Source organism: Waddlia chondrophila WSU 86-1044, assembly GCF_000092785.1.
GTDB classification, from domain to species: Bacteria; Chlamydiota; Chlamydiia; order Chlamydiales; family Waddliaceae; genus Waddlia; species Waddlia chondrophila.
On record NC_014225.1, the window covers coordinates 1,871,652 to 1,890,063 of the forward strand.

Annotated in this window: 18 protein-coding genes and 2 tRNA genes; 7 read left to right on the forward strand and 13 right to left on the reverse strand. The window is 43.4% G+C overall.

Annotation, left to right across the window (positions count from 1 at the left end; translation table 11 throughout):
- Positions 1-1,026: an LOG family protein gene (locus tag WCW_RS08435; protein ID WP_013182797.1), complete on the reverse strand. Its 1,026-nt coding sequence runs from the start codon at positions 1,024-1,026 to the stop codon at positions 1-3.
- Positions 1,027-1,088: 62 nt separating this feature from the next.
- Here WCW_RS08435 and WCW_RS08440 point away from each other — a divergent pair, with 62 nt between their 5' ends.
- Positions 1,089-1,601, forward strand: coding sequence for a class I SAM-dependent methyltransferase (locus WCW_RS08440; RefSeq protein WP_013182798.1), 513 nt, complete (start codon positions 1,089-1,091; stop codon positions 1,599-1,601).
- Positions 1,602-1,734: 133 nt separating this feature from the next.
- Here the strand turns inward: WCW_RS08440 and WCW_RS08445 are convergent, their stop codons facing one another.
- Positions 1,735-2,073, reverse strand: a complete 339-nt coding sequence (locus tag WCW_RS08445) for a hypothetical protein (protein ID WP_013182799.1) — start codon at positions 2,071-2,073, stop codon at positions 1,735-1,737.
- Entirely contained in the window at positions 2,057-2,812 is a 756-nt protein-coding gene (locus WCW_RS08450) for a hypothetical protein (protein WP_143876375.1), read from the reverse strand. The genes WCW_RS08445 and WCW_RS08450 overlap by 17 nt, the downstream gene beginning before the upstream one ends.
- 953 nt (positions 2,813-3,765) lie before the next feature.
- On the opposite strand from WCW_RS08450, the gene WCW_RS08455 reads away from it, so the two are divergent.
- The gene (locus tag WCW_RS08455) at positions 3,766-6,855 is read left to right on the forward strand and encodes a S16 family serine protease (RefSeq protein WP_013182801.1); all 3,090 of its coding nucleotides are present in this window, start codon (positions 3,766-3,768) and stop codon (positions 6,853-6,855) included.
- 41 nt (positions 6,856-6,896) lie between these two features.
- On the opposite strand, the gene WCW_RS08460 is transcribed toward WCW_RS08455, so the two are convergent.
- From WCW_RS08460 to WCW_RS10180, 4 genes are all read right to left on the reverse strand, one after another.
- Positions 6,897-7,730, reverse strand: a complete 834-nt coding sequence (locus WCW_RS08460; RefSeq protein ID WP_013182802.1) for an inositol monophosphatase family protein — start codon at positions 7,728-7,730, stop codon at positions 6,897-6,899.
- Complete coding sequence (locus WCW_RS08465) at positions 7,657-8,511, reverse strand: BPL-N domain-containing protein (RefSeq protein WP_049767137.1); 855 nt, start codon at positions 8,509-8,511, stop codon at positions 7,657-7,659. The genes WCW_RS08460 and WCW_RS08465 overlap by 74 nt, the downstream gene beginning before the upstream one ends.
- A 17-nt stretch (positions 8,512-8,528) precedes the next feature.
- On the reverse strand, positions 8,529-8,984 hold the full coding sequence (locus WCW_RS08470) for a biotin transporter BioY (RefSeq protein WP_013182804.1): 456 nt from the start codon (positions 8,982-8,984) through the stop codon (positions 8,529-8,531).
- A gap of 163 nt (positions 8,985-9,147) precedes the next feature.
- The gene (locus WCW_RS10180; protein ID WP_013182806.1) at positions 9,148-9,396 is read right to left on the reverse strand and encodes a hypothetical protein; all 249 of its coding nucleotides are present in this window, start codon (positions 9,394-9,396) and stop codon (positions 9,148-9,150) included.
- 135 nt (positions 9,397-9,531) lie between these two features.
- On the opposite strand from WCW_RS10180, the gene WCW_RS08480 reads away from it, so the two are divergent.
- Positions 9,532-10,920: an MBL fold metallo-hydrolase gene (locus WCW_RS08480; RefSeq protein ID WP_013182807.1), complete on the forward strand. Its 1,389-nt coding sequence runs from the start codon at positions 9,532-9,534 to the stop codon at positions 10,918-10,920.
- Here WCW_RS08480 and WCW_RS08485 read toward each other — a convergent pair.
- The 5 genes from WCW_RS08485 to WCW_RS08505 form a co-directional block, all read right to left on the reverse strand.
- Positions 10,909-12,045, reverse strand: a complete 1,137-nt coding sequence (locus WCW_RS08485) for an FUSC family protein (RefSeq protein ID WP_013182808.1) — start codon at positions 12,043-12,045, stop codon at positions 10,909-10,911. The two genes, WCW_RS08480 and WCW_RS08485, sit on opposite strands and share 12 nt — an antisense overlap.
- Positions 12,035-12,712 (reverse strand): hypothetical protein, encoded by a 678-nt coding sequence (locus WCW_RS08490; RefSeq protein WP_013182809.1) that lies wholly within the window; start codon positions 12,710-12,712, stop codon positions 12,035-12,037. The genes WCW_RS08485 and WCW_RS08490 overlap by 11 nt, the downstream gene beginning before the upstream one ends.
- Before the next feature lie 58 nt (positions 12,713-12,770).
- Positions 12,771-13,580 carry an oxygen-dependent coproporphyrinogen oxidase gene (gene hemF / locus WCW_RS08495; RefSeq protein WP_013182810.1) on the reverse strand — a complete coding sequence of 270 codons (810 nt, stop codon included), beginning with the start codon at positions 13,578-13,580 and terminating at the stop codon, positions 12,771-12,773.
- On the reverse strand, positions 13,577-14,047 hold the full coding sequence (locus WCW_RS08500; protein ID WP_013182811.1) for an aminoacyl-tRNA deacylase: 471 nt from the start codon (positions 14,045-14,047) through the stop codon (positions 13,577-13,579). Before WCW_RS08500 ends, hemF begins: the two co-directional genes overlap by 4 nt.
- A 352-nt stretch (positions 14,048-14,399) precedes the next feature.
- Positions 14,400-14,487: transfer RNA gene (locus WCW_RS08505), tRNA-Ser, on the reverse strand.
- An 86-nt stretch (positions 14,488-14,573) separates the two neighbouring features.
- On the opposite strand from WCW_RS08505, the gene WCW_RS08510 reads away from it, so the two are divergent.
- The 4 genes from WCW_RS08510 (at position 14,574) to WCW_RS08525 (ending at position 18,241) form a co-directional block, all read left to right on the forward strand.
- Positions 14,574-15,455 (forward strand): metal ABC transporter solute-binding protein, Zn/Mn family, encoded by an 882-nt coding sequence (locus WCW_RS08510; protein ID WP_162268159.1) that lies wholly within the window; start codon positions 14,574-14,576, stop codon positions 15,453-15,455.
- Positions 15,456-15,460: 5 nt separating this feature from the next.
- Positions 15,461-16,177: a metal ABC transporter ATP-binding protein gene (locus tag WCW_RS08515; RefSeq protein ID WP_013182813.1), complete on the forward strand. Its 717-nt coding sequence runs from the start codon at positions 15,461-15,463 to the stop codon at positions 16,175-16,177.
- Positions 16,174-17,034 (forward strand): metal ABC transporter permease, encoded by an 861-nt coding sequence (locus tag WCW_RS08520; protein WP_013182814.1) that lies wholly within the window; start codon positions 16,174-16,176, stop codon positions 17,032-17,034. Before WCW_RS08515 ends, WCW_RS08520 begins: the two co-directional genes overlap by 4 nt.
- Positions 17,035-17,107: 73 nt before the next feature.
- Positions 17,108-18,241, forward strand: coding sequence for an ATP-binding protein (locus tag WCW_RS08525; protein WP_041941606.1), 1,134 nt, complete (start codon positions 17,108-17,110; stop codon positions 18,239-18,241).
- Positions 18,242-18,290: 49 nt separating this feature from the next.
- Here WCW_RS08525 and WCW_RS08530 read toward each other — a convergent pair.
- Positions 18,291-18,377: transfer RNA gene (locus WCW_RS08530), tRNA-Ser, on the reverse strand.
- Positions 18,378-18,412: the final 35 nt, after the last annotated feature.

An 18,412-nucleotide genomic window follows, 5' to 3' on the forward strand; every position in this document is an offset into this window, starting at 1 on the left:
TTAAAAACTGTTGATCGTATCGATCATTTGACGTAGAAGCCCAAAATCCATGCGGGTGTGATGAAAAGAGATGCGCAGTTTGTCAAGATACTCGTCCTCCTCGGGAAAAGCGCCTGTCTGTTCAATTTTCCCAGATGCAACCAACCTTTGGTATTTTTCGTTCAACTCTTCAAGCTGAGAATCGTTTAATTCCTGATTGATTCTCATCACGTATTTCTCTCGAATGTATCTGCTTGAGTGGTACACTCTATAAAAATGAGTGATATGCTGCACTCCCTCCTCCACTGTCGGAGCCAGATAAAATAAGCTCATATCTTCTGGACAAATCTTCCCATCTTCATAAAGATTTTTTTCAACGTAGTCCAGCCAATGCTTCCAATAGTTTCCTTCAGGTCCTTCCATCAAGACGATCGGGATAATATTGCCTCTCCCCGTCTGGATCAACGTCAGCATCTCAAACAGCTCATCTAATGTTCCATATCCCCCAGGAAAAACTGCAAGGGCATCTGAGTGGCTCATAAACATCAGCTTGCGAGTAAAAAAATAACGGAAATGGATCAGCTTCGGATCCCCTTCAATAAAAGCATTTGTGGGGACTTCAAAAGGTAAGCGGATCGATAAACCGAACGAACCTGCAGCCTCCTGTCCAGCCATTCCCGCTTTCATGATACCGTTAGCCGCACCTGTAATGCACATCCAATGGTTTTTCGCGAGCTCAATACTGAATTGTTCCGCCGTTCGATAATCAGGGTGATCTTCTTGGGTACGTGCCGATCCAAAAAAGCTGATTCTGCGCGCACCTGGATATTCATTAAAGATTCGATAGGCGTAGCGGAGCTCTTTCAAAGCACGCGTGATAAGTTTCAGTTGGCCAGTGTCGTGTCCTTCAGCAATCAACCTAAGAGAAGTCTGAATTTGCTGCTTGATCAACTCAGACTCAAAAGTTCCCTCTTTCCCTCCGCAATCTTGAATGATCCCTTCAATTTTTTTAACGATTTGATCATTGTACGCTTCCGATTTTACCATTCAGCATCCCCAAAAATAAATATTTCTGATATCTCATATATCGAGATGCACGCCGATAGTCTATGATTTTCTTATTTTTGCTTATCTTTATCTTAAGCCTTGTTGTCGTCTGGACAATGAAAAACGGGATTTCACCCATGCCTTCTTCATCCAAAGCGACGAATGCTATCGTTTTTCTTCTTCCGGAGATTGAAGGCACAGTTTATGAACTCGGCTCTGGATGGGGTCATCTTCTCTTTCCGTTGTGCGAGAGGTATCCCAATAACCCGGTGATTGGAATTGAGAGCTCCCCAATTCCCTATTTATTTTCAAAAATTCTATCTCTTTTTTTAAAAAAACCTAATTTGATCCTTTTAAGAAAAAATTTTTTCAACCACTCCTTAGCGGATGCTTCTCTTATCGTCTGTTATTTATATCCAGGCGCAATGGAGAAGTTAAGGGACAAGTTTCAAAAAGAGCTGCATCCAGGAACAACTGTCATCAGCAATACCTTCGCCATCCCTGGATGGATTCCGATGAAAACGTATGTTTTGGACGATCTTTATCGCACAAAAATCTACTTATACCGAACATGATTCAAGAACCTATCCGTATATTCAAAATTTGACATCTTTTCCTTCTTTTTGGCTCTGTTTTCCGATCGCTTCTTGCAAAGCGATCGAAAAAATCTGCACAAATAGCAATATACGGACAGGTTCAAGATTCCAACTATTCAGGCAATTTCTTCAAAAGCAAATACTGAAGAGTGAAGTAAGTGGTCTGCAAGTCAGTTTGGTTAAATTCTTCAGGAATCTGTTTATAAATCACTTCCCCTAAAAGAATAATTGAATTAATCAAATGGCAATAAGGTTTCGAAATTTTCTCCTTATTTGCTTCTACCAAGTCCGCCAGCTCATGCAAGGAATCTTCCCCTGAATTAGAGATAAGCTTTCGAATCCTTGAATAAATCATTTTTTGCTGATCATCGATATCGCTGCTCACCTCATAAATCGGCACCACGCAACTTCCACTTCCAGCAATGCACCCGACATTAGCGTTCATTGACATACTGAATCTCCTTCAAAAATTGAATGTTCCTTCTAATTAGCTCCATAGATCTGCTTAAATACGGAGAAGACGTTTCTTCATCATCCGGAATTTCTTGAGTTTCGATGATCCGAATGATCTCTTCCATTCCTTGGCACAAGGCTGATTTTATCAATACTTTATTTGAGGACAATTCCTGCTCTTCATTTAAAAATATCTGACATACATAGGATGCTAAAACTTCTCTGTTTGCAGTTAAATGCTTAAACGCTTCGGAAAATTTCTCTGAATGATCATCGGGAGAAAATTCATCCTTTTCACTATCTGTTGCTTTTTCTATTCCGCTGCTTAAGGCTCCACTGCCATTATCGCCTTCCTCCACGCCAAAAAGGCTGCCTATTTCAACAATATCGGAATGATCGATAATTTTTTTATCCATAAGGTAAACAGAACTATTATTATCAATAAAGTGAACTTCTTTCAAAAACCGACTCTGTTCATTATCCATAAATGGATATTCCACCATAATATTCCCAAAGTTAAATTTAGGAGAAAGTGTATTTAAAAAATCTTGAGACTCATAATCATAACTGAGAATTCGATCATCGTTAGCAATCATCAAATCAAGGATGACTCCTTGGCCTATTTTTTGGAAAAAGGTTTCCTGATCTTTTTCTGACAAACGTTTTAAATGTCCTTCTCGAATAAAAGAATCTAATGTCATCGCATCAAAACAATTCATAAACATTAAATCATACATCTCGGCTCCGCCCATTGCAGGCTTTTTTGACTGAGCTAACCGATGGAATTTCTGTAACAAATCCTTTTCTTCCAGACATTCTTCATCTAGCCGAATTTCAGGAGCTGAGACTTTGCATTGGCGAAAAATTTTTGAAAAAACCTGTTCGCTTTTTGCATAGCCTTTCGACACCCACTTAGAAATAAAGCTAAAAGAATCACTAGAATCTAAATGAAGAGAAAGCTGTCTATTAGGAATTCTGCAGATAAAAGTAAATCCCGAGACTCCCGATGAAGTTGGCTGAAAAACCATCCCCAACGCCCTCTCCCTAATTCCTTCAATCAAAGAATCAACAACTTTCGGCATCCATTCCTTTTCGGAGGAAAACGAAAAACAATTAATTGAACTGATACAAGAATATTTAATTAAGCCACAAGACATTTTTACAATCTTTTTTAAAAGAAAAATAAAATAATGTTAACATAAATAAAAATTAAAATGAATTAAAAAAAATAATTAAATTTATACCGAATCAACTTCAAGAATCGGAGCTCCAGGAAAAAGAGAAGCGAGCAGCGCACATGTCAGCTTGTTGGAGCTCATCGATCAGCTGTATACTGAAATGAATTCAAAATTTTGAATTCATTTCAGTATACGATACCTGGCAGTAATTGATGCCGACAGGTCAGGCAAATATAAAAACATAAAGTATTGGCATAGCGAAACTTAATAATTTCTTAAAAAAAGATGCTTGATCTTAATTGAAAAAAACAATTACAGGTGGGTTTGAGATAGGCATTGAGGGCTGTATGTGTCTTATCAACCAACCACGCTTATCAAAACAAGTCTTATGTTGCTTAGCAAGTGATCAAAGGCAAGCAATTTATGTTGCTTGCTAGACACATTTTTCTCTCGAATGTCAGGCAGAAAGGAAATTTTTCCCTTCTGCCTTGAGAAGCAAGAAGGAGGTAGCTATGAGCTTTCCATTCTCACAAAACAATATCACTGACGGCGGTACATCCACACCTTCATTTGGAGGATCTGGAGAAACTGACGATATTAAATTATTAGACCCGGTTGTGCTTGCGGCAACAACCATTCAAAATGCGTTCAGAGGCTATCAAACGCGCCAGTCCTATTCACAGATGCAGTTTGACCATGTTGTCCGCTATTTCAAAGGGCAATCAGGAACTCTCGTCAAACATCTTATACAGGTTACGAAACGAATTCAAGAAAGTTGGAGGCGTAACGTAATCGGGCAGAAAGAGCAAATACAGGAACTTGATGAAATTCAGAAAATTCGAGATGCAGTAAGCGCGTTTACAAAAGATCTGAATGAATCCTCTCAGAAAGTGAACGCTAAAGATTTTGATGCAGTGAAGGAATTTAGAGAAAGTTTGGGGGGGAGATTGGAGAGCTGTCATACCCGCCTGAATGATGTATGTGAGAGGGTTGGTTTCCATAATCTAAAAAAAGGGCTTTCCGTGATTATGGGAGATGATTGGAAAACGCATTTCTCTTCTGAAGCCATAAAAATTTTAGAAGAAATGCAATTAATTTTTACTCCTACTGCTTATAAAATTGCAACAGTAAAAAAATCTGAAGACGATGGTTCGAAGGGAGTTTTCCTGGCAACTGATGATGGACTCGAAGTGTTTCAAGGCCATCGACAGCTGAAGAAAAACCTCCCCTTTTTCCGCTCTTTCCGGTTTTTCGAACCGAAGGTGGGAATGGATCATGTGCATGGCGGAGAGATCAATATCCCCGTTACTCACGATGATGGCACGCGTCAAGTGATTGTGATGAAAGGTTTTTTCGATAACGATCCTGTAGAGATTTCTGAACAAACCGAGCTTGTTGGCAGAAAGCGGCGCTTGATCGAATTAGAGTTGGAAGAAAATGAGACAATACCCGAAGAATTTAGAGAAGAATATCTCAAACAGTACTCTGTACGTGATCTTGTTCTAAAATCTGCAAGCGAAGTTGTCGAAGAGATGGAAAAAGATTTTCAACTGATCGAAGGGATGGAAGGGAAAATCCTGCCTTCATTTCTTGAGAAGTTCAACAAAGCGGACTTTGATCGGCAGATCAAGTTGTTTGGACTGCTATTGTTGCAGAAAGAGCCTCGTATGGCGATTTTTTTATACGAAATGGTGTTGAAAGAAGTTCCTTTTTACGTAGAAACATTGAGGAATACTTTGCATTTTTCATTGCTTCGCAAGCTTGATCTAGCGATTGAAGAGTTGGAGTCTACTCGAGAGAAACTGCGCCAGTTGAAAGTGGAGGATGTGCCATACGAAACCCGTATTGCTCATTCAAGTATGGGCGATGATGTAAAGCGCAAAGCATTGGACAAGTTGACAGCTATTAAAAAGAATAGCTCCGAGTCCGATAAAGCGCAAAAATATCTCGATGGGCTTTTAGAGGTGCCTTTTGGCGTCTACACATCCGAGCCTGTTACAAAGGATTCCTCTTCTACAGAGATTAGAAATTATCTCGATAGAGTGTCTTCTGATCTGGATATTGCTGTTCATGGGCATGAGAAAGCCAAAGAAGCTGTCTTAGAGTGGATTGCCCAACGTATTTCCAATGGAAAATCTAAAGGGGAATGCATCGCTCTTGAAGGTCCTCCCGGAAACGGAAAGACAACTTTTGCCCGTGAAGGGATTGCAAAAGCACTTGGTAGACCGTTTGCATTCATCTCAATGGGGGGGCAGACCGACTCTTCATTTCTCGTAGGACATGGTTTCACATACGTCGGTTCCGATTGCGGCCGCATTGTGGAGATCCTAAAGGAAGCAAAATGCATGGATCCGGTGATCTACATCGATGAAGTGGACAAGGTTAGTCAAACGGATAAAGGGCGCGAGCTGATCGGAGCGTTAACTGCTTTGACTGATTTTTCTCAGAATAAAGAATTCCAGGACAGGTATTTTTCCGGTGTGAAATTTGATTTGTCCCGGGCTTTGTTTATCTTTTCCTATAATGATCCTAGCAAACTGGATCCAATTTTTAAGGACCGTCTGAAAGTGATCAAAACAGATCCTTTGTCCTTAAAGGATAAAATCGTGATTACCAGACGTCACCTTTTGAAGAATATTCTCGACTCATGTGGATTTAAGGAAGAGGAAATTGAGATTGATGATGAAGAGATCAAGTTCCTTGTTGAACAGTACACGTTTGAGGCAGGAGCTCGCAAACTCAAGGAAAACCTTTTTGCGATTGTGCGTGCGATCAATAAACAGAGACTAATCGAACCGGAGTCGGTCGAGTTCCCGTATAAAATTGATCGGGAAACGATCATTCACTTCCGCGATGAGCCGAAAATTGAATTTAAGAAAATTGCTAAGGGTCCTATGGTAGGCATGGTCAACGGCCTTTATGCGACGACAGCAGGTATTGGCGGTTTGACGATTGTTCAGGTCTATAAGACTTTAGCAAGAGAGCGTCTGGAACTTACCCTAACAGGAAGTCAGGGAGATGTCATGAAGGAAAGCATGACAGTTGCCCGTTCTGTTGCCTGGAATTTAGTCCCAGAGGAAGTGCGTAAACGCGTGATGAAAGGGCCGGTCGAAGGCTTGCACATCCATGCACCGGAAGGAGCAACGCCAAAAGATGGTCCGTCGGCAGGCGGTGCGATCACAACAGCGATTGTCTCTTTTCTGACCGGAATTCCCATACGCAACGATGTGGCGATGACCGGAGAGATCGACCTGATTGGGAGGATCTCGAAGATCGGAGGCTTAGCTGCAAAATTGCACGGTGCAAAACGGTCAGGAGTGAAACTGGCTTTGTGCCCGCGGGACAATGCGAAAGATTTGGAGAAAATCAAGAAAAAATATCCGGAATTGATCGATGATTCTTTTCAGGTTGTCATGGTTGATACAATCCATGATATCCTTGACCACGCGTTAGTGAAGAATTCGATCCCTCGCCCTCCGGAGTATGCTCCTTTTACGTTGCTGCCTCCATCGGAAATCATCGAAGTTGTCGACCCGATGAAGCCTGTGGATACGACGATTGGCTCGTCATCTGATGATGAGAATAATGGATACGGTAAATAAAGTTGTTGGGCCCCTGCTGCTTTGCGGGGGCCAACACCTTCTTAAGAGCGCAGTTCGCTTAATAACGCTTGGTGGATTTGACCGTTGGAAGCAACGAGACGTCCTGAGTGGATATCGACAGGAGCGCCGTCATAAGCTGTTACGATCCCTCCAGCTTCCTTGATGAGAAGGACTCCTGCGGAGATATCCCAGGCATTCAACCCCCGTTCCCAATAGCCGTCCAAACGCCCTGCCGCCACATACGCTAAATCTATGGCTGCCGAACCTCCGCGCCTGACCCCTTGACTGATATGGGTCATTCGGCAGAATTCGGCATAGTTGTTATCCGGGTTTGTGCGGCGATCGTAAGCGAAACCTGTAGAAAGCAGGCTTTTTCCAAGCGAATTGACGCTGGAGACTCGCAAAGGAGATCCATTGATCCAAGATCCTTTTCCTTTTTCTCCCTGAAACAGTTCATTCATGATGGGATTGTAGACAACCCCAACGATGGGTTCGCCAGCTGCAAGAAGCGCAATAGAAATTGAGACAAATGGGTATTGATGTGTGTAATTTGTTGTGCCGTCAAGAGGATCGACTACCCAGCAAAAGGGGCTTTCCTCAATCATATGGCTGCCAGATTCTTCAGAGAGGATGGAGTGCTCAGGAAAGTTTTCTTTGAGTTTTCCCAGTATTAATGCCTCTGACTCCTTGTCAGCTTCTGTAACAAGATCCCAGCTGTATTTTTTCTCTTGGACATGAGCGAGCCTTCCCCAGTATTTTCTGAGGATCTCTCCTGCCTCTTGTGCAATGTGTGTGGCTTGATTAAGATAAGTTGTCACGCGATGCCAAAATGGTTTCAAGAAGGGAGCGAAAGAATTGCTCTCTTTGAGGTTCATGATTTTTAAGGGTGCTGAGAACCAAGGAAGGAATTGTCGGAATGTGTTCAATGTGAGGATAGGCGTATTCAGGATGCACGCCGGAAAGGATCGCCTTTCCTTTGCCTATAGAACACTCGACTACAGCTGCCGGATTGCCGGGCAGTTCCGCGTAGGTTGCTAAAACGCGGGTATTGGTGTAGGCGGCGGCATCAACAAAAGCGCACCCCCCATTGAAATAGATGGGAAGCAAGCTGTTTTCCATCCAATGGATGTGCGCAGCTTGACTTCCGCTTTCATCTTCATACTTGAACAGATTCGGTCCAAAAGCGGATCCGCGCGCAATGCCGGGGAAAAAACCCAGCTCTCTTTTTCCAACCACCTCAAGCGGGTGCCCCTTCTCAAATTCCACTTCGGCACTGCCATAGTATCCTCCTGCGCAAATCCCAAGATAAGCGCCCCCTTCTTCAACATAGCGGCGGATATTTTCGTTGGGTTTCCCTTTAAGTGATTGATGGTAGGGAGTGTCGCGGCCTCCAGGGAAGATTAACAGACTGGCGTCTTTTTCCCAACCGCTTGCAGCTAGCGCCTTTCGGTTGACTCTTTGAAGTTTGTATTTTTCGTGGAGTTTTAGAGATTTTAGGGCCTTAATAAGAAGGCGGACTGACCGAGGTCCTGCTCCTTCATCTGCGTAAACCAAAATGGCCATGGGCTGAAGTGAATTCGAAAACTGATTTTGGACGCTCTTGATAGCTTTTAACTTCTGTTTAGATTGCTGCTCTAGCGTTGGCTCCGAGTTCACTTCAGTATTGAGTTCTCTTATGATTGCCGTTTGGAAATGAAAATTGTTGCTGCGGTCGCTTTCAAGATTTCTCCTGGGATGAACGGCAGCAGGCCAACTAAAAAGGCACTGTTCATGCCGATGAAAGCTCCTAGCCAAAGAGTCCCTAATCCAAGTTGTAGAAAGGAGATCAAAACGAGAGCTCCCATCAGAGCCAAAGAGGTCATGCGGCTCCTATTTTCTGCACATAACCCGACTAAATACGCCTGCACGGCAAATCCGATTAAATATCCTCCGCTGGCTCCGATTAACGCCAATGGAGCAGAAACTCCGCCGGCCGCTACCGGAAGCCCATAGCAAAGCAGGCCAAGATAGGATGCAACAGCAAAAAAACCTTTGCGGCGGCCAAGAAAACCTGCAACCAGCATCACCGCCAATGTTTGCAAACTAAGAGGAATAGGGGAAAAAAGAGAGGAATCTTGATTTGCGCGCATAACGCAATCAACAAAGACCCTCCAAGGATTTGAAACAGAGCCGTAGAAAAACTTGATGTCTGCTCTGTTTGATGAGAGCTAATGGAAATCGCTTGTATTGTCATAATTAGACTCCTGTCTTAAGAAGGATAGACAAAATTTTACCCAATTCTGTTTCCAAGAGTCAATCAGATTTTTTGTCGGGGTCCACGATCCTTCGCACTTCCTCAGGCATCTCTTCAAGACGGGGGGAGACAGCGTCTTCTCCTTTTTCTTCAAGATCTTTGAGGTAGTCGTCGTAATATTTGTACTTTGAAGGATTTTTTTCGTGATATTCACGCAAAACTTGGCATTTGCGGCAGAAGTTGTCATCTGCCTGCAAAGAAAAAAGTGCGGATGAAAAAAATGCTGTAAACAGTGCGGCGCGGATCATGGTATCCTCCTGGTAGTTCTTCCCATTCATAATTCCAAAACGTTTTGACAGCAAGATCTTTCTGCACGCTCGGCATCCTTCTAATGAAAAGGGAAATCTGATATAAACAAATCTAAAAAAAACGGAATTTTTTTGATGTTTTTTCACCGCCGGACGATACCAGGACTTGCTATCCATTCTTATCTTATTGGCAATGAGTCTTCAGGAGAATGCGCAGTGATCGATCCTGTAAGGGATGTTGAAGAATATCTTCAATTGACGAAGGAAAATGGACTGGAAATTTGCTATATCCTGGAAACGCATGTGCATGCGGACTTTGTGAGTGGATCCAAAGAGCTCAAGAAAGCTTCTAAGGGGAAAGCGCAAATTTATTGTTCTGGATTGGGAGGAGAAGCGTGGACGCCTTCTTATGCAGACTGCGTAGTTAAAGATGGAGATGAAATTGCGATGGGCAACCTTGTCCTTAAGGCCATTCATACTCCCGGCCACACGCCCGAGCATATTTCCTGGCTTTTATCCGAAGACGGCGAAGAGATCAAGCTTTTCACGGGAGATTTGCTTTTTGTAGGAGCCGTTGGCAGGCCGGATCTTCTTGGCAAGGAGGAAATGGATCGACTTTCCCACCAACTTTATGACAGTGTTTTCAAGAAACTGAGCCAATTTTCCGATTTTGTCGAAGTGAGGCCGGCGCATGGAGCAGGTTCGCTTTGCGGGAAAGCACTCGGTTCAGCTCCTTACTCTTCTATGGGAATTGAGCGGAGCCATAATCTCTATCTTAAGGAAAAACCGGAAAATGAGTGGATCAATGCATTGCTAGATGAGATGCCGTTGGCTCCTCACTATTTTACCCGAATGAAAAAGGTGAATATCAAAGGGGCTGAATTTGTGGAAAAGGTAACAAAGGATCTGAAACCTCTAACAGTTAAAGAAGTGAAGGAAAAATCAGCGGAAGGGGCAATGTTTTTGGATTTGCGCTCCAAAGAGGCGTTTTCAAGTGCTCATATTCCTGGCTCTATCAATATTCCGATCAGCCCTCAAGTGAGTACTTGGGCAGGATGGGTCCTTCCCTATCCGACTCCGGTTGTTCTTATCCTAGAAGAAGATGAGCATTTAGAGCCAGCTGTCACACAACTTTTGAGAATAGGCTACGATTGCATTCTCGGATTTTTAAAGGGGGGAATCAGGGAGTGGGAAACATCCGGATCTAAACTCTCTGAGCTGAATATTTTGTCAGTTCAAGATCTCATCAAGAATTTGGGCGATACATTTGTTGTGGACATACGTACAAAAAGTGAATGGGATCGCGGACATATTCAGAGCGCACATTTCATTGAGGGAGGCCAGATAGCTGAAAGAATAAATGAAATTCCCAAAGACCGGCAAGTTGCAGTGATTTGCGGCAGCGGGTTTCGCGCATCAATTATTGCGTCTCTTTTGAAAAGGTCGGGATACGATAAGATTTCCAACGTTTTTGGAGGAATGCAGGCGTGGATTCAAGAAGGTTACCCTGTATCAGGCCAGTAAGCTGTAGACTTTTTCTTCCATTTTGATCAACTCTTCAATAACAAGGCGCAAGTTGTAGAAAAAAACAAAAAATTTTTCTACTTCATTTCGTTCGAATTTCCTTGTGGCCTTTGTTGTACGGAACCGGGCGAGTTCTTTGTTTAGTTCCTCCACAGCTTCTCTGAGTTCTTGAGAAGGTTCTTCTGCATATTCTCTTTTTAGCCGTTGGATGAGCAGATTCATGCTTTTAACAGCCTTATTCATTGTTTCCTCAAGCTTTGATCGCAAGTGTTCATCGAGGATCCGCTCCAAACTGCAAGTGTGGAAGGTGTTCAGCTCTTTTGTTGCATCGAAGATGATGCTTAAACGGTCGAGAAGACTGGACCACTCCTCGATTCTTCGCGTACGCGATAAGACCTCAAGTTCAGAATCGACGAGAAAATCTTGCGCTTGTGCAATGGATTGTTCGATCTCTCTTGTCAACCGTTTGTGGATGGTCTGAAAATTTCCAGAGGGAGGCTTCAATGAGAGTTCCATTTGGAAAAGACGATTGATCATTTGCACCGTTTTTGCCACGGACAGCCGCAGTTTTTGCGTGGCCTTAGTCGGCCAAAGGGTATGGGAGATGATGACGGCAATGAGAATGCCAAGAGTTGAGTCGAGAAAGCGGTACCATCCGAACTGCCAGGGACTGATCGAAGGCTGCATTCCCCAGAGGATCATCACAATCGAAACAGACATGCAGGCAATGCGAATACTGTCTTTAATTTGAAGCAAAGAGCAGGATAAAACGGTCAGGACAACACTAATCCCTAAAGTGATCGCATTAGAACCAAACAAGCTAGTGAACAGCCCTCCCGTGAAGGAGCCGATCAGCACTCCCAGAAAACGGATCCAAGCCGCGCGGTAAGTTCCTCCTAAGTGTGCTTGCATCACAACAAAAGTGGATAGAACGCACCAAGTTCCGCTGATTAGCGTGTCGGGTCGACCGAGCCATTTAGCAAAGGCAACGCCCAAGTAGAGGCTAATGGATGCGGCAACTCCGGCTTTCATAGCGATTTGGAGCTCCAGCCGATTCATGAGCTTTTGTAGCTGGGCATCATTAGGACTGGAAGGAGCTTGAGGCTCCTTGCATTCATCCTTCATAAATGGATCCCAATTCGACAGCTTTTTGTTTCAGATAGAGTTCTAATATTTCGATTTTATCAGCGCATTTAACTTCGATATCTGGAGAAACATCCCCCTGTCTTTCATCCATCTGAGCAATTAAGGAGTTGACTTGACGGATTTCAGTGAGCGTCCAAAGATCGTGCACCTTTTGCGCTGTTTGATTCAGCTCTGGTTCATCTGGAGCCTGTTCTTTTTGCTGGGCATAAAGGAGGATCGATTTCATCCAGTCTGAAATCGCCGCAGGCGTGACATTGGATTGCTTCTCACGGTAGGTTTGCTGCAGTTTTCCCAAACCTTTGTGTGCGGCCATAAACAGTTCCCTGTAGTCGTTGTCCTCTCCTATTTCCGGATGGAACCAAGTTGCGGCTTTTTCAATAGCAGTGGGAATGACTGCTAAATCTTCTCGGCTTTCTCCGAAAATGCATCGCACGACTCCTTGGACGCTGGAAGGAGCTTCAGTTGTCATTAGATAGCCTTTAAAACCAATAAGAGTTCCGATTTTCTTGTAATTTAGAAGAGCCAAAACTGCCAATACAGAAATAGGATCGAGTTTGCTTTTGATGCCATCTACCTGTCCCAGGACAGAATAACGCCAAAAGAAGCCAATGGAATCTACAAATCCATTTTTCGTTTCAAGGGACATTGATAACCTCCAATTTAATGAGGACTAACGAGACGCTACTGGAATTTTCCAAGCGTCTCTACCATTTAGCAACGGGAGGCATTGAGCACAAAATCGCCTCAGGGTTGCCGCCAGAATGAAATCCGAACTTGGTTCCTCTGTCGTAGACCAGATTAAATTCAACGTAGTGGGCGCGCAGTTTAAGCTGCGTTTCTTTTTCCTCCTGGCTGTAAGGAATCGAACATCGCCGGTGATAGATGGGCATGATAGAGTCTATGAAAGTAGATCCAATCGTTTTCCACATCTGCAAATCTTTGTGTGGATCGCCCGAGTTAAAGTGATCGAAGAAGATTCCTCCTACACCTCGCTCTTTTTGCCTATGAGGAATGTAGAAGTACTCTTTTGCTTGCTGCATAAATTGAGGATAGAGTTCTTTGCCAAAAGGGGTTAATGCATTTTGAGCAACAGAATGGAAATGCCTTGTATCTTCTTCATAGGGAAATCCCATAGGAGTTAGGTCGTATCCTCCTCCAAACCAAGAACCCTGTTCTGTTTCAATATAGCGGATGTTCATGTGCACAGTAGGTGCATGAGGATTGCTCATATGTGTGATTAGACTCACACCTGTTGCGAAAAAAGGGCCTGCGCTGTCTTCCATGGGGAAGTTTTCTCCAGAGACGCCAGACCAATTAACTGCTGCTTTTTCGAAAACCTCTCCTCGCAGAACTGACATTTCGCCGCCACCTGATCCTTTGTCGTAATTCCAGAAAGTTCTTTTAAAGCGGTCTGCCGTCTCAAGAGATTCGAATTCCTGGATGATCTCTTCCCGAAGAGACTTGAGAAATGCAATGATTTCTTGATGCTTATGTGCGCTGGCAGTGCAAATCATATGTGAGTTCCTATATCTGCGATGATTGGATCGGAAAGCCGTTTGTAGTCTCTGAATTTCAATTTGACCACATCTTTATGCGTTCCTGCGTTGAAAACGATTTCCTCTTCATTTTCCAGTATTTTATCCGCATAGACTTTGAGTCCGTAAAGATGGCCGAAAGGAGGTTCTGCGCCAATTTCATACTCGGGAAACAACTTGTACAGCTCCTCTTCTTCGGCAAGTCTAAGGTTTTCTTTTTCCAGAACGTTTTGCAATTTCTCAAAATCAATCATGTGTATAGCTGGAAGGACGCACATAATAAACGTCTCATCGGATTTGACAATCACGGATTTAATCATTTGTTTTCCACGAATATGCTGACTTTCAGCTACTTCGGCTGCTGTATAGGCGAGAGGGTGTTCTGCGGTCTGGTAGTCAATGCTGTTTTCATCAAGGTATTGTTTGATTCTTGCTGATATCGTCATAGCTCTTAATTCTCCCCATCTTTTTTTATTTGCCAATATATCAAGAACCGGAATTTTATACCGAATCAACTTCAAGAATCGGAGTTTTGACAAAGAACCGCCTTGAATTTGAATCAGGAGAATAACAAACTTAAGTATTTCATCCTAAATATGTTAATAGATGCAAAAATGACTCAAAACCAAAGACTGACGATGACGTCAAAAATTGATGCGATATTATAAGAAAAAAAACACAAAGACCTCATAATGTTTCAACAGAGAAAAATATAATGAAGACGAAGGATAAAAAGACGATCATAACACTGCTTGAGCCATTTAACAGGCCAACAGCAGTGCCAGATCATGTTAAGTACGGAGGAGGAGGGATTCGAACCCTCGGTACGGGGTTAGCGCACACACGCTTTCCAAGCGTGCTCCTTCGGCCGCTCGGACACTCCTCCGAAAGAACAACAAATAGCTTATTCTAAGAAATGCTTATATGCAAGCATTGATTTTTCAAACTGAATGTGATAGAATACCACCTATCATGAATACTTTCAAATCCAAAATCCTGATCCCCTTTATCCTGATCCTCTGCTTCAGCTGCTCGCTCTCAAAAAAAGATGAAGGATCATCGCGTACCATTCTCGTCAGTATCGCTCCATACAAATTTTTTGTTGAAAGAATTGCCGGCGACACTGTCACAGTCCAGCAAATGGTCCCAACCGGCAGCAGCCCCCACTCTTACGAACCCTCTTCCCGCTCTATTTTAAAAGCAAGCAAGGCCGATGCCTGGTTCAGAATTGGAGAATCCTTTGAAAAACGCGCCAAGCAAGCGATGCTCAGCCACAACAACCAGATGATCGTCGTTGACCTGCGTGAAGGGGTCAACGGAATCCATACCCACGAAGGGCACGGACATGGATGCCATCATGAAGATTGCATCGATCCCCATATCTGGCTTTCGCCAAGGGAAGGGAAAAAACAGGCGCAAACGATCTACAAAACTCTGGTTAAGCTTTATCCGGAAAACAAAGATCAATATCATCAATCTTTAAAAAAATTTGAAAAAGAGCTCGACGATCTCGATCTGGAACTCGAACAAATCCTTCTTCCCCTTAGAGGAAAAACAATCCTAGTCTCTCACCCCGCCCTTGGCTACATGGGACGAGATTACAATTTCAAACAACTTTCAATCGAATTTGAGGGGAAAGAACCTTCCCCCCAGCAACTCACTAAACTGCTTGAAATGGGACGGCAACTCAAGACAGATCGCATCTTCATTCAGGAACAGCACTTGAGCAAAGGCGCTCGCCTCGTCGCCAATGAACTAAACGCTGACGTCATGGAACTGGATCCTCTAAGCGACAATTACATTGAAAATCTCCGTTTCATCGCCCGCAGCATTTCCGGCAAACCGCAAAGGTAACAACGATGACAGTCAGGCTTGAGAATGTCTCATTTGCTTACCAAAATCAAAAAATTTTGGAGAATGTCACCTTTTCTTTAGGGGATGGCGAATTCATGGGCATTTTCGGCCCCAACGGAGGAGGAAAAACAACTCTCTTAAAGCTGATCATGGGATTCCTAAAACCCTGCTGCGGAATCATTGAAATCACAGGAAAACCTCCAAAAGAGGCGCAATCCCTCCTTGCCTACGTTCCGCAAAGTTTACGGTTCGACCGGCAGTTTCCCATCACAGTCAAAGAGGTTGTCCTTTCAGGGAGATTGTCCAACCTTCCCTGGTATGGGCGTTATACTCAAGAGGATGAAGAGGCTGCTTTAAAGATGATCGATAAACTCAAATTGACCCATTTGAAGCATCAAGCATTTGGCGACTTATCCGGAGGGCAGGCACAACGCACCTTAATCGCTCGAGCTTTGGTCTCTCACCCAAAAATCCTTCTTCTAGATGAACCGACAGCGAGTGTCGATGCTGAAGCTGAAACAGAAATTTACAGAATATTAAATGGCTTAAAAGGGACGATGACCATCATCATGATCACTCATCACCTCAGAACAGCTGTCAAACAGGTAGAAAGAGTGTTGTGCGTCAACAAAACTGTTGAAGATCTAAGACCTCAGGACGTCTGCGGCCATTTTGCCATGGGCTTGTACCATCCTCCTTTCAAAGAGGAGAAAATATCTTGATCTCTTTTTTAGAAGCCCTCTATGCCAATCCGCTGCTATTATCAGCGGTGATCGCTGGTTTACTGGCATCTATTGTCAGTGGAATCATCGGATCTTATGTGGTCGTCAAACGGATTGTTTTCATTAGCGGGGGGATTTCCCACTCTGTTTTGGGAGGCATAGGCCTCTGCTTATGGCTTGAAAGGGCAAAGGGAGTCTCATGGGCGACCCCTCTTTTAGGAGCGCTTACAGCAGCAATCGTTTCTGCACTGATTATCGGATGGATTCACATCAACTGGCGGCAAAGAGAAGATTCAGTCATCGCGGCGCTATGGTCAGTAGGCATGGCGGCAGGAATTTTATTCATTTCGCAAACCCCGGGATTCAATGTCGAATTGACGAACTTTCTGATCGGAAATATCCTGTGGGTTTCAACAACCGACCTTATCATTCTTGGGATACTGGACGTGATCATTCTTGCGATCGTGTTTTGTATGCACAAACGTTTTTTAGCCATCTGCTTCGACGAAGACGAAGCAAGGCTGCAGGGACTTCACGTGAACGCCCTCTACCTTTTATTACTCGCCTTGACTGCTGTTGCGATCGTTCTCTTGATACAGGTCGTTGGAATTATCCTGGTCATGACAATGTTAACGATTCCGGCAGCTATCGCCAATACGTTCACATCCCGATTATCGCGCATGATGGTGATCTCAGTGATTTTAAGCTCGTTCTTCTCTTTTTTCGGTACAGCTTTCGCCTACCATGTCGACTGGCCTGGAGGAGCGACAATCGCTCTATTAGCCGGAGTCGGCTACCTGTTGGCCATGTGGCTTTCACCGCTTTTAAAACGGTTTTCTTATTCACGCACACTGTAATAAAAATCGACTATTATGACACTAATTCCGTTTTAGACTTGACTGTTACGGAATTGATGTCATAATGGACACTATGAAGAGAAATCTACAAAAGCACATTCTCGAGGACCTTCCAAAAAAAATTGTCTTAATTAGTGGTCCTAGACAAACAGGCAAAACGACTATTTCAAAGCAATTATGCGATCAATTTGACTATTTTAATTACGATTCGGGTGAAGATCGGCTAGCTATTAGACAAAAACGTTGGGATCGATCAAAGCTGCTTATTATTTTTGATGAACTCCACAAAATGAAACAATGGAAAAGGTGGCTAAAAGGAGTATTTGATACCGAAGGCATTCCTCCTCAAATTCTAGTGACTGGAAGTGCTAAATTGGATATCCATAAGAGAGTGGGCGATTCACTTGCAGGAAGATACTTTCAATACCGCCTGCATCCACTCGATTTAAAAGAAATCCATCAATTTTTAAATGTAAAGATAGAAGACGGATTCAATACTTTATGGCATTGCAGCGGGTTTCCAGAACCGTTTTTAGAAGGAAGCAGAACTTATTATAGACGCTGGCGACGAAGCCATATCGACATTATTTTAAGGCAGGATTTAATCGATTTATCATCTGTCCGTGATATTGAATCAGTACAAACGCTTGTGCTCCTCTTAAGCCAACGGACTGGATCAACTGTTTCATATGCGAATCTTGCAAGAGATCTCGATCGCGATCCCAATACCATTAAACGTTGGCTGCAGCTTCTCGAAAACCTCTACATTATCTATCGCGTCACTCCATACAGCAAAAACGTTGCACGTTCGCTAAAAAAAGAACCAAAATTCTATTTCTATGACCATGCGCTTATAGAAGATGAGGGGGCTCGTCTAGAAAATATTGTAGCGAATGCATTAAAAAAAGAATTGCATTTCCTGGAAGATACTCAAGGTATCAAAGGAGCCCTTCACTATCTTAGAACTAAGGACGGACAAGAACTTGATTTTCTTGTGACTCTTGATGGAGTTCCCACACATCTTATTGAGGTTAAAATGGGCGATGACAAGCCTGCCTATGGATTTCGACACTTTAGCAAATTGTTCCCCGATGCCATGCATTTTCAAGTCGTTAAAAACCTTTTGCGCGACACATCTTTACCGAATGGCCTGTTCATCAAGCAAGTCATTCCTTGGCTAGCTGAGCTTTCGCTTCTAACAAAATGAAAGCGCTTTTCGACACAAAAAAAGCCTCCCATTTGGGAGGCTCGTTTTTCGGAAAGAGAGGGATTCGAACCCTCGATACCCTTGCGGGTATGCGTCCTTAGCAGGGACGTGCTTTCGGCCACTCAGCCATCTTTCCAGATCGCACAATTTTACTCCCTTAAGAGCATTTCT

Excerpts from the sequence above, each read along its gene's own strand:
- WCW_RS08435 (WP_013182797.1), bottom strand. The coding sequence starts at position 1,026 with ATGGTAAAATCGGAAGCGTACAATGATCAAATCGTTAAAAAAATTGAA.
- WCW_RS08440 (WP_013182798.1), top strand. The coding sequence starts at position 1,089 with ATGATTTTCTTATTTTTGCTTATCTTTATCTTAAGCCTTGTTGTCGTC.
- WCW_RS08445 (WP_013182799.1), bottom strand. The coding sequence starts at position 2,073 with ATGTCAATGAACGCTAATGTCGGGTGCATTGCTGGAAGTGGAAGTTGC.
- WCW_RS08450 (WP_143876375.1), bottom strand. The coding sequence starts at position 2,812 with ATGTATGATTTAATGTTTATGAATTGTTTTGATGCGATGACATTAGAT.
- WCW_RS08455 (WP_013182801.1), top strand. The coding sequence starts at position 3,766 with ATGAGCTTTCCATTCTCACAAAACAATATCACTGACGGCGGTACATCC.
- WCW_RS08460 (WP_013182802.1), bottom strand. The coding sequence starts at position 7,730 with ATGAACCTCAAAGAGAGCAATTCTTTCGCTCCCTTCTTGAAACCATTT.
- WCW_RS08470 (WP_013182804.1), bottom strand. The coding sequence starts at position 8,984 with ATGCGCGCAAATCAAGATTCCTCTCTTTTTTCCCCTATTCCTCTTAGT.
- WCW_RS10180 (WP_013182806.1), bottom strand. The coding sequence starts at position 9,396 with ATGATCCGCGCCGCACTGTTTACAGCATTTTTTTCATCCGCACTTTTT.
- WCW_RS08480 (WP_013182807.1), top strand. The coding sequence starts at position 9,532 with ATGTTTTTTCACCGCCGGACGATACCAGGACTTGCTATCCATTCTTAT.
- WCW_RS08485 (WP_013182808.1), bottom strand. The coding sequence starts at position 12,045 with ATGAAGGATGAATGCAAGGAGCCTCAAGCTCCTTCCAGTCCTAATGAT.
- WCW_RS08490 (WP_013182809.1), bottom strand. The coding sequence starts at position 12,712 with ATGTCCCTTGAAACGAAAAATGGATTTGTAGATTCCATTGGCTTCTTT.
- hemF (WP_013182810.1), bottom strand. The coding sequence starts at position 13,580 with ATGATTTGCACTGCCAGCGCACATAAGCATCAAGAAATCATTGCATTT.
- WCW_RS08500 (WP_013182811.1), bottom strand. The coding sequence starts at position 14,047 with ATGACGATATCAGCAAGAATCAAACAATACCTTGATGAAAACAGCATT.
- WCW_RS08510 (WP_162268159.1), top strand. The coding sequence starts at position 14,574 with ATGAATACTTTCAAATCCAAAATCCTGATCCCCTTTATCCTGATCCTC.
- WCW_RS08515 (WP_013182813.1), top strand. The coding sequence starts at position 15,461 with ATGACAGTCAGGCTTGAGAATGTCTCATTTGCTTACCAAAATCAAAAA.
- WCW_RS08525 (WP_041941606.1), top strand. The coding sequence starts at position 17,108 with ATGAAGAGAAATCTACAAAAGCACATTCTCGAGGACCTTCCAAAAAAA.